The 8,169-nt window shown below is 70.5% G+C and carries 9 protein-coding genes; 7 read left to right on the top strand and 2 right to left on the bottom strand.

Features of this window, described 5'->3' with window-relative positions; translation table 11 throughout:
* Nucleotides 1–104: 104 nt before the first annotated feature.
* Together AB0F70_RS19885 and AB0F70_RS19890 are read right to left on the bottom strand one after the other, a co-directional pair.
* The gene (locus tag AB0F70_RS19885; protein WP_357452070.1) at nt 105–1,388 is read right to left on the bottom strand and encodes an ABC transporter permease; all 1,284 of its coding nucleotides are present in this window, start codon (nt 1,386–1,388) and stop codon (nt 105–107) included.
* Nucleotides 1,385–2,080 carry an ABC transporter ATP-binding protein gene (locus AB0F70_RS19890; RefSeq protein WP_357452073.1) on the bottom strand — a complete coding sequence of 232 codons (696 nt, stop codon included), beginning with the start codon at nt 2,078–2,080 and terminating at the stop codon, nt 1,385–1,387. The genes AB0F70_RS19885 and AB0F70_RS19890 overlap by 4 nt, the downstream gene beginning before the upstream one ends.
* Nucleotides 2,081–2,248: 168 nt before the next feature.
* Between AB0F70_RS19890 and AB0F70_RS19895 the strand changes: the two genes are divergently transcribed.
* The 7 genes from AB0F70_RS19895 to AB0F70_RS19925 all read left to right on the top strand — a co-directional run.
* Nucleotides 2,249–3,439 (top strand): histidine kinase, encoded by a 1,191-nt coding sequence (locus tag AB0F70_RS19895; protein ID WP_357452076.1) that lies wholly within the window; start codon nt 2,249–2,251, stop codon nt 3,437–3,439.
* Nucleotides 3,436–4,104: a response regulator transcription factor gene (locus AB0F70_RS19900; RefSeq protein WP_357452079.1), complete on the top strand. Its 669-nt coding sequence runs from the start codon at nt 3,436–3,438 to the stop codon at nt 4,102–4,104. Before AB0F70_RS19895 ends, AB0F70_RS19900 begins: the two co-directional genes overlap by 4 nt.
* A gap of 117 nt (nt 4,105–4,221) precedes the next feature.
* Nucleotides 4,222–4,794: a histidine kinase gene (locus AB0F70_RS19905; protein WP_357452082.1), complete on the top strand. Its 573-nt coding sequence runs from the start codon at nt 4,222–4,224 to the stop codon at nt 4,792–4,794.
* Between the two features lie 103 nt (nt 4,795–4,897).
* Nucleotides 4,898–5,740: a DUF4097 family beta strand repeat-containing protein gene (locus AB0F70_RS19910; protein WP_357452085.1), complete on the top strand. Its 843-nt coding sequence runs from the start codon at nt 4,898–4,900 to the stop codon at nt 5,738–5,740.
* A 157-nt stretch (nt 5,741–5,897) separates the two neighbouring features.
* Nucleotides 5,898–6,734, top strand: coding sequence for an ATP-binding cassette domain-containing protein (locus AB0F70_RS19915; protein ID WP_357452088.1), 837 nt, complete (start codon nt 5,898–5,900; stop codon nt 6,732–6,734).
* Nucleotides 6,735–6,745: 11 nt separating this feature from the next.
* Complete coding sequence (locus tag AB0F70_RS19920; protein ID WP_357452091.1) at nt 6,746–7,507, top strand: ABC transporter permease; 762 nt, start codon at nt 6,746–6,748, stop codon at nt 7,505–7,507.
* 279 nt (nt 7,508–7,786) lie between these two features.
* The coding region (locus tag AB0F70_RS19925; protein WP_357452094.1) for a hypothetical protein at nt 7,787–8,169 on the top strand (383 nt) is incomplete at its 3' end.

Raw genomic sequence — 8,169 nt, forward strand, 5'->3', positions numbered from 1 at the left:
GGCCGCCCCCACCCGCATCTCACACGTCGAGTGCTGGGTATCTGTCGATCTGAGGGGTCAGATTCGACAGATACCCAGCACTCAACGGGTGGGGTGGGTGGGGACTATTCGTAGCGGAGGGACGAGATCGGGTCCTGGCGTGCCGCGCGCAGGGCCGGCAGGGTGCCCGCCAGGAACGCGATGGCCATGACACCCAGCACCACCGTCGCGATGCTCACCGGGTCGAAGGCGATGAGGGTCAGCCCCGGCAGGTCCGCCAGGAGGTCTCCCGCCACACCGTTCACGAGCTGCCCGGCACCGACCGCGCCGAGGACACCCAGCGCGCTGCCCGCCAGCCCGATCACGACTGCCTCGATGCTGAACAGGGAGAAGACGCGGCCGCTGGAGAGCCCCATGGCCTTCATGAGCCCGACCTCGCGGGTCCGTTCCTGCACCGCCATGAACAGCGTGTTGATGATGCCGATACCGGCCGCGACCAGCGCGATCACCGCGAACCCGTTGAGCACGAGCACTATGCCGTCGATGACGGCGGTGATCGTGCCGAGCTGGTCCTCCAGCGTGCTGCCGGTGAAACCGGCGTCGGCCAGGCGGTCCTGCAGGGCCTCCGTCTCCGTCGCGCCGCCCGAGGTGTCGAACGAGACCGAGGCCTGCGCGTAGCGGGTGGTCTCCGCCTCGGGCGCCCCGGTGGTCTGCAGGTCGTAGAGCTCCTGCGTGAGGACGTCGTTCGGGATCGCACCGCCCATGGTGATCACGCCCGGCTCGGCGACGCCGACGACCGTCGCCTCGGTGGTCACCTGTGCGCCCGTGGCGTCGGTGACGGCAAGGACGACGCTCTGCCCGACGGCGTCGGCCGCGGAACCGAGGTCCAGCGGCTCCAGATAGCTCTCGGGCAGCACGAGCTCGGGTTCGGCGGCGTCGAGGTCCACCTGTTCGCCGGCCGCGAGCTCGAGCCGCATCCCCGGCACGAACTCGGCGACGGAGAGCTGGTACCTCGTCCCGTCGTCGTGCTGGACGTAGTCGACCATGACGCTCTTGCTCGGCTCGACACTCTCCACGCCGTCGATACCGGCGATCGTGTCGATGTCGGCGTCGGTCAGCGCGGTGGCCGTCTGGCCGGGCGGGCCGTTCTCCACCTCGATCTGGTTCGGGTCGTACTCGGTGGGGCCCTCGGCGGGCTGCTCGTCGCTGGCCTTGGTGACCGTCATGACGTCGTCGACGCCGACCGAGGCGACCGTGTCGTCGATGTACTGGTTGATGCCGGTGCCCAGACCGTTGGTCAGGGAGAGCGTGAACGCCCCGATGAAGATCGCCAGGACGGTGAGGCTGGTGCGCAGCCTGGACCGGAAGGCGTTCCGGAACGCGGTGGAGACTATGTCGACGCTCCTCATGCCGCCACCGCCTCGCGCGCGGCGATCAGGCCGTCGCGGATGAAGATGCTGCGGTCGCAGCGGGACGCCAGGTCCTCGTCGTGCGTGACGACCACCAGGTTGATACCGCGCCTGCGGTTGAGGTCGAAGAGGATGTCCTCGACGACGGCGCCCGTAGCGGTGTCCAGGTTCCCGGTCGGCTCGTCCGCGAAGATCACGCGCGGCTCGTTGATCAGCGCCCGCGCGATGACCACGCGCTGCTTCTGGCCGCCGGACAGGTCGTTCGCCTTGTTGTCGGCCTTGTCGTCCAGCTCGAGCTGCGCCAGGGCCGCCATCCCGCGGGCGAGGCGCTCGCGGCGGGCCACGCCGGCGATCTTCAGCGGCAGGGTCACGTTGTCCAGCACGCTCGCCTGGGCATTGAGGAAGAACTGCTGGAACACGAACCCGAAGGCGCTGTTGCGGGTCTGGTTGAGCTGCTTGGCGGAGAGCTTCGACGTGTCCGTCCCGTCGAGCGTGATGCTGCCCGACGTCGGCCGGTCGAGCAGCGCGAGCAGGTGCATGAGCGTCGACTTGCCCGAGCCGCTCCTGCCGATGATCGCCAGGGACTCGCCCTCGGCGATGTCCAGGTCCAGGCCCCTGAGCGCCTCGAAGGCGCTGGGGCCGGAGCCGTATGTCTTGTGCAGGTTGCTGACGGAGAGCAGTGGGGAGACCACGTCGGCCGCCTCTCTCGTGGTGCCGGAGTTGTTGACGTGACCAACTCTCGGCGACGACGACGCCGCGCGAATCGGCCCTGCGGTGACTCTCGTGTACCGCCGTGGTGGTACTCCGGGATACCCCCTGAGCGGGACGCGCCCGGAGAAGGCGTGCGAGATGCTTGGCAGATGCCACGAGGCGATGACGTGCCGTTCGGCCCTCCGCTCCACCACCGCGCCCCCGCGTGGGCCGGCCATGCGGTCGCCACGGTCGCCGTCGTCTGCGCCAGCGCGCTCCCCGTCCGGGAGGACCAGTCCCCGGACTGGCAGAGCAGTCTCGCGATCATCGCCGTGGTGTCCGCGGCGCTGCTCCTCCTCCGCCGCCGGCTGCCCGTCGCGACCGTCGCGGCTGCCGTCGGCATCGTCTGGGTCGCCGTGCCGCTCGAGCTGTTCAACCCCGGCGTCGTCCTCGCCGCCGCGATCGCCACGTTCACCGCAAGCCGCGCGCTGACCCGGCGGCAGGCCCTGTGGCTGACCATCCCCACCGCCGTCCTCGTCGCGATAGCGGGAGCCGTGGCCGTCGGCCGCGGCGGCATGCAGTACCTGCTGTTCATCCTGCTGTTCGGCGCGCTGGGCGACCTGGTCCGCGTGCAGCACGAACAGTTCGTGGCGATCACGGAACGCGCGGAGCGCGCCGAGGCGACGCGGGAGGCCCTCGCCAACCAGCGCGTCGCGGAGGACCGGCTAGCGATCGCCCGCGACCTGCACGACGCCGTCGCGCACCAGATCGCCGTCATCAACCTGCACGCGGGCGTCGCAGGCTCCGCCCTGCGCGAGCGGCCCGACGACGCCGAGCACTCGCTCGCCGTCATCCGCCAGGCCTCGCGGACCGTGCTCACCCAGACCGGCGACCTGCTCGCCACGCTGCGCGACCCCGGCTCGCCGAGTACTGGGCCGGGCGTTGTACCGGTCGGCCTGGCCCAGCTCGACGACATCCTGCGGCAGTTCCGCGGGCACGGCCTCGACGTCACGGTGCGCAGGCTCGGCGAGGCGCGCGAGCTGCCCGCCGCGGTAGACGTCGTCGCGCTGCGGGTCATCCAGGAGGCGCTCACCAACGCCCACAAGCACGGCGTCGAGCACCGTGCGCACGTCGTGCTCGAGTACCTGCCCGACCGGCTGCACCTCACCGTGGTCAACCCCGTGCCCACTCGGGTCACGGGTGCCGCCGCAGGGCACGGCCTCGTCGGGGCGCGCGAGCGCGTCGAGGCAGTCCGCGGCACGCTCACCCACGGCCGGGCCGGCGTCGGCTCGTGGGCGCTGGACGCGGACCTGCCCACCCCCGTAGCCCTGCCCACCCCCGGACGAGGGAGCCGCCCGTGATCTCCGTGCTCATCGCCGACGACCAGGCGCTGATCCGCTCGGCGATCGCCGACCTGATCACGCACAGCGACGGTCTGACCATCGCCGGGGAGGCGGCGGACGGGTACGAGGCGATCGCGCTGGCCCGCGAGCGCCGTCCGGACCTCGTGCTGATGGACATCCGGATGCCCGGCCTGGACGGCATCGCCGCGACGCGCGAGATCTGCGCGGACCCGGACCTCGCGGCGGTCCGGGTGCTCGTGCTGACGACGTTCGAGGAGGACGAGTACATAGTCGGCGCGCTGCGTGCCGGTGCGAGCGGCTTCATCGGCAAGGGGGCGGAGCGGGACGACATCGCCGCCGCGATCCGGGCGGTCCACCGGGGTGATGCCCTGCTCTCCCCCGTCGCCACCCGGACGCTGATCGACAGGTACGTGCGGTCCGAGCGGCTGCACACCAGCGAGCCGTCGCGGGCGCTGCACGACCTGACCGAACGCGAGTCGGAGGTGCTGGCGCTCGTCGGCACCGGCCGCTCCAACGCCGATATCGCGGAGCTGCTGGCGATCTCTCCGCACACCGCCAAGACGCACGTGAACCGGGTCATGACGAAGCTGAACGCGCACGACCGCGCGCAGCTCGTCATCGCCGCGTACGAGAACGGGCTCGTCCAGCCGGGTGGTCGCTGAGGCGGCACGCCGCTGACCTGCGGTTCTATCTCTGTGACACCACGTGGCGCCGCTTTGGTGTCGCGAATGACGTCACGACTCTTGCACTGACACCACGAGTGGTGTCATAGTGGGGTCATGGACCTCACGAGATATGTCGACGAGCTGCAGCGCCAGCTCTCCACCGCGGCCGCCGCGGGCGGGGAAGAGGTGCGCGAGATCGCCGGCCGGCTGACCGCCCCGCTGGACGCCGCCGCACGGCTCGTGCTGCTCGAGGCCCTGTCCGCCGCGGCCGGCGAGATCTCCGCGGAGCTCGCACCCGGCTCGGTCGACGTGCGGCTGCGCGGCGGCGAGCCCGAGTTCGTCGTCGCCGCACCCGCGGCTGCCGCACCCGCGGCTGCCGTGCCCACCACCGGGCCCACCGCCGTCGCCGAGCACGCTGCGACGTCGGCACCGTCGTCCGCCCTCGCCGGGTCCGCAGGCATCGCGTCCGCCGACGCCGACGCGGGCGCCACCACGCGCACCACCCTGCGCCTGCCCGACCACCTCAAGACGCAGGCCGAGGCCGCCGCCGCCCGCGACGGCGTCTCGGTCAACACCTGGCTGGTGCGCGCGGTCGCCGCCGCGCTCGACCAGCCCACCGGGCGCCCCGCCCCGCAGCCCGGCCCCGGGCTGCCGAGCGGGAACCGCCTCACCGGCTGGGTGCGCTGACCCGCCGTCGCGACACCACTCCGACACCACTCCTCTCGCCGCATCTTCGCAGCCCGTCCGCTGCCCCCTCGCGTTCCCGCCCTTGTCCTCACCTGGAGCCGTCATGCCCACTTTCCCCGCCGCCAGCCCCGTCCCGGTCATCGTGGACGTGCCCTTCGGCAACCTGCACGTGATCGCCTCGGAGCGCGACGACGTCGTCGTGACCGTCGAGCCCGCCGACCCCGCCAAGTCGGGTTCGGTGCGCGCCGCCGAGGAGACCCGTGTCGGGCGTGACGGTGACGCCGTCACGATCATCTACCCGTCTTCCTGGAAGCAGTACGTCCTTCCGTTCGCAGCCGGCGGCGCGAAGGTCAACATCGAGCTGCCGATCGGCTCGCACCTCAGCGGCAAGGCCGGCTCCCTGTACGCCGAGGGCCGGCTCGGCAACGTCGACCTCACCCTCAACGGCGGCGACGTCCGGATCGACGAGGCAGCCCGGCTCGACCTCAAGGTCTCCGCCGGGTCCGTCGTCGTCGGCCGGGCCACCGGACCCACCTCCATGAAGGTGAGCGCCGGCGGCGTCCGGATCAACGAGTTCTCCGGCGAGGGCACCGTCCGCGCCAGCAACGGGACGACGACCGTCGGGTCCGTGACGGGAACGCTGGACGTCGTCGGGGCGCACTCCGAGATCACCGTGGGCCGCGTCCACGGCGCCCTCACCGTGAAGTCGGCGCATGCAGGCATCCGCGTCGACCGCGTCGAGTCGGGCAGCGTCACGCTCACGACGTCCTACGGCTCGATCGAGGTCGACGTGCCAGAGGGCACCGCCGCCTGGCTCGACATCGCCTCCGAGCACGGGACCGTCCGCAACCAGCTCACCCCCACGGACGGCCCCGTCGAGAACGAGGCCACCGCGGAGATCCACGCCAGCACGGGCTGGGGCGACGTCATCGTCCGGCGGCCCTGAGGTTCCCCGAACTTCGTTGAGCACCGGGCGCGCGTGAGCCCCGCCTGACCTGAAGCCCGGACCGGCGTCGTCGGCCCGAGAAAGAACCCGAACCACCTCCCTGGCTACCCCCTACCCAAAAATCGATCCCCAGAACCCCGCCCAGAAAGGGAAGAACATGAGCACGAACAGCGAGCGGAGCCGCGAGCCCGCGATCCGCGTGCAGAACGTCGAGAAGTCGTACAAGGACCTGCACGTCCTGAAGGGCGTGGACTTCCAGGTCGAGCGTGGCAGCATCTTCGCGCTGCTCGGCTCCAACGGCGCAGGTAAGACCACGGTCATCAAGATCCTGTCGACCCTGCTCAAGGCCGACGGCGGCAGCGCGAGCGTGAACGGGTACGACGTCGCCACACAGGCCGCCGAGGTGCGGGAGTCGATCAGCCTGACCGGCCAGTTCGCCGCGGTCGACGAGATCCTGACCGGCCGGGAGAACCTGGTCCTGGTCGCCAAGCTGCGGCACCTGGCCAACCCCGGCAAGATCGCCGACGACCTCCTGGCCCGGTTCTCGCTCACAGAGGCCGGCGGGCGCAAGGCCGCCACCTACTCGGGTGGCATGCGGCGCCGGCTGGACATCTCGATGAGCCTGATCGGCAACCCGCCGATCATCTTCCTCGACGAGCCGACCACCGGCCTCGACCCGCAGGCCCGCATCGAGGTGTGGGAAGCCGTCAAGGAGCTCGCCCGGAACGGCACGACGGTGCTGCTGACCACGCAGTACCTCGACGAGGCCGAGCAGCTCGCCGACCGGATAGCGATCCTGCACCAGGGCCGCATCATCGTCGACGGCACCCTGGCCGAGCTCAAGGCCCTGCTGCCCCCGGCCAAGGTCGAGTACGTAGAGAAGCAGCCCACCCTCGAGGACGTGTTCTTCGCCGTCGTCGGCGACAGCGCTTCCGGCACCAGTGCGGGCAGCGCCGGCGGCCCGACCAGCAGCCCCGTCAGCGCGGACAAGTGAGGAACGAGACCATGAGCAAGCACTTCTTCAGCGACACCGCCGTCCTGACCGGGCGGTCCCTGAGCCACATCCTGCGCAGCCCGGACACGATCATCACGACGGCGGTCACGCCGATCGCGATGATGCTGATGTTCGTCTACGTCTTCGGCGGCGCGATCAACACCGGCACTGGCAGCTATGTGAACTACCTGCTGCCCGGCATCCTGCTCATCACCATCGCGTCGGGTATCGCGTACACGGCCTACCGCCTGTTCCTGGACATGCAGGGCGGCATCTTCGAGCGGTTCCAGTCCATGCCCATCGCCCGGTCGGCGGTGCTCTGGGGACACGTGCTGACGTCGCTGGTCGCCAACCTGGTCTCGGTGGCCATCGTCGTGCTCGTGGCCCTGCTCATGGGCTTCCGCTCGGGAGCAGGGGTGCTGGCTTGGCTCGGCGTCGCGGGCATCCTGACTCTCTTCACGCTGGCCCTGACGTGGCTCGCGGTCATCGCCGGACTGTCCGCCAAGACCGTGGACGGCGCGAGCGCCTTCTCCTACCCGCTGATCTTCCTGCCCTTCATCAGCTCGGCCTTCGTCCCGACCGAAACCATGCCCGGGCCGGTGCGCTGGTTCGCCGAGAACCAGCCGGTGACGTCGATCGTCGACACGATCCGCGCCCTGCTCGCCCAGCAGCCGGTCGGCGCCGACATCTGGGTGGCACTGGGGTGGTGCGTCGGCATCCTCGCCGTCGCCTTCGTCCTCGCCACCGCCGCGTACCGCCGCAAGATCTCCTGACGGCGTAGGTACGGGCTCGACCACGGTCCCCGACCGCGCACCGGATGGTGTGCGGTCGGGGACCGTTTTTATTACGGGACGCGGGAGGCGCTCGTTTTTGGGGACTCGGCCGGGGGCCTTGCGTGGCGGACTTCCGGAACGGTCGCGGGCATCACTGGGCCCCGGAGAGTTATCCACAGATCTCAAATCCGTCGTGCGGAGCGTACGAGTGTTCGAGATAATGGATGCGCTAAGGGAGTGAGTACTAGAGGCGAGCGATCGAGATGGGCGGTGGTGGGCATGGTGGATCAGACGACGAACGGCGGACCCGCCAGCGGCCTGCCCGGTGCGGCCTCGATCGAGGACGTGGTGGCCCTGATCGAGGCCGCGACCGCGCAACTGACTGCTCTGACCGATCCCGAGACACTGACCGGGTGGGACGCCCCGAGCATCGGCCGCCTGGTTGACGCGCACACGCGTATCCGGCGGGTCACGGGCCGCCTGGACGGTGTCCGCTACACCCTGCTACCCCGCATCGAGAATGAAGGTTCCTGGCGGTCCGGTGGCATGGCTCGTACGTTCACGTCTTGGCTCCGCGTCCGTGAAGGCATCTCTGCGTCTACGGCGAGTAAGGACATGACGATCGCGCGCCGCCTGGCGACCGCACTTCCCGTCACCAGGGA

The sequence above is a fragment of the Promicromonospora sp. NPDC023805 genome (genome assembly GCF_040639635.1).
Classification (GTDB): Bacteria; Actinomycetota; Actinomycetes; order Actinomycetales; family Cellulomonadaceae; genus Promicromonospora.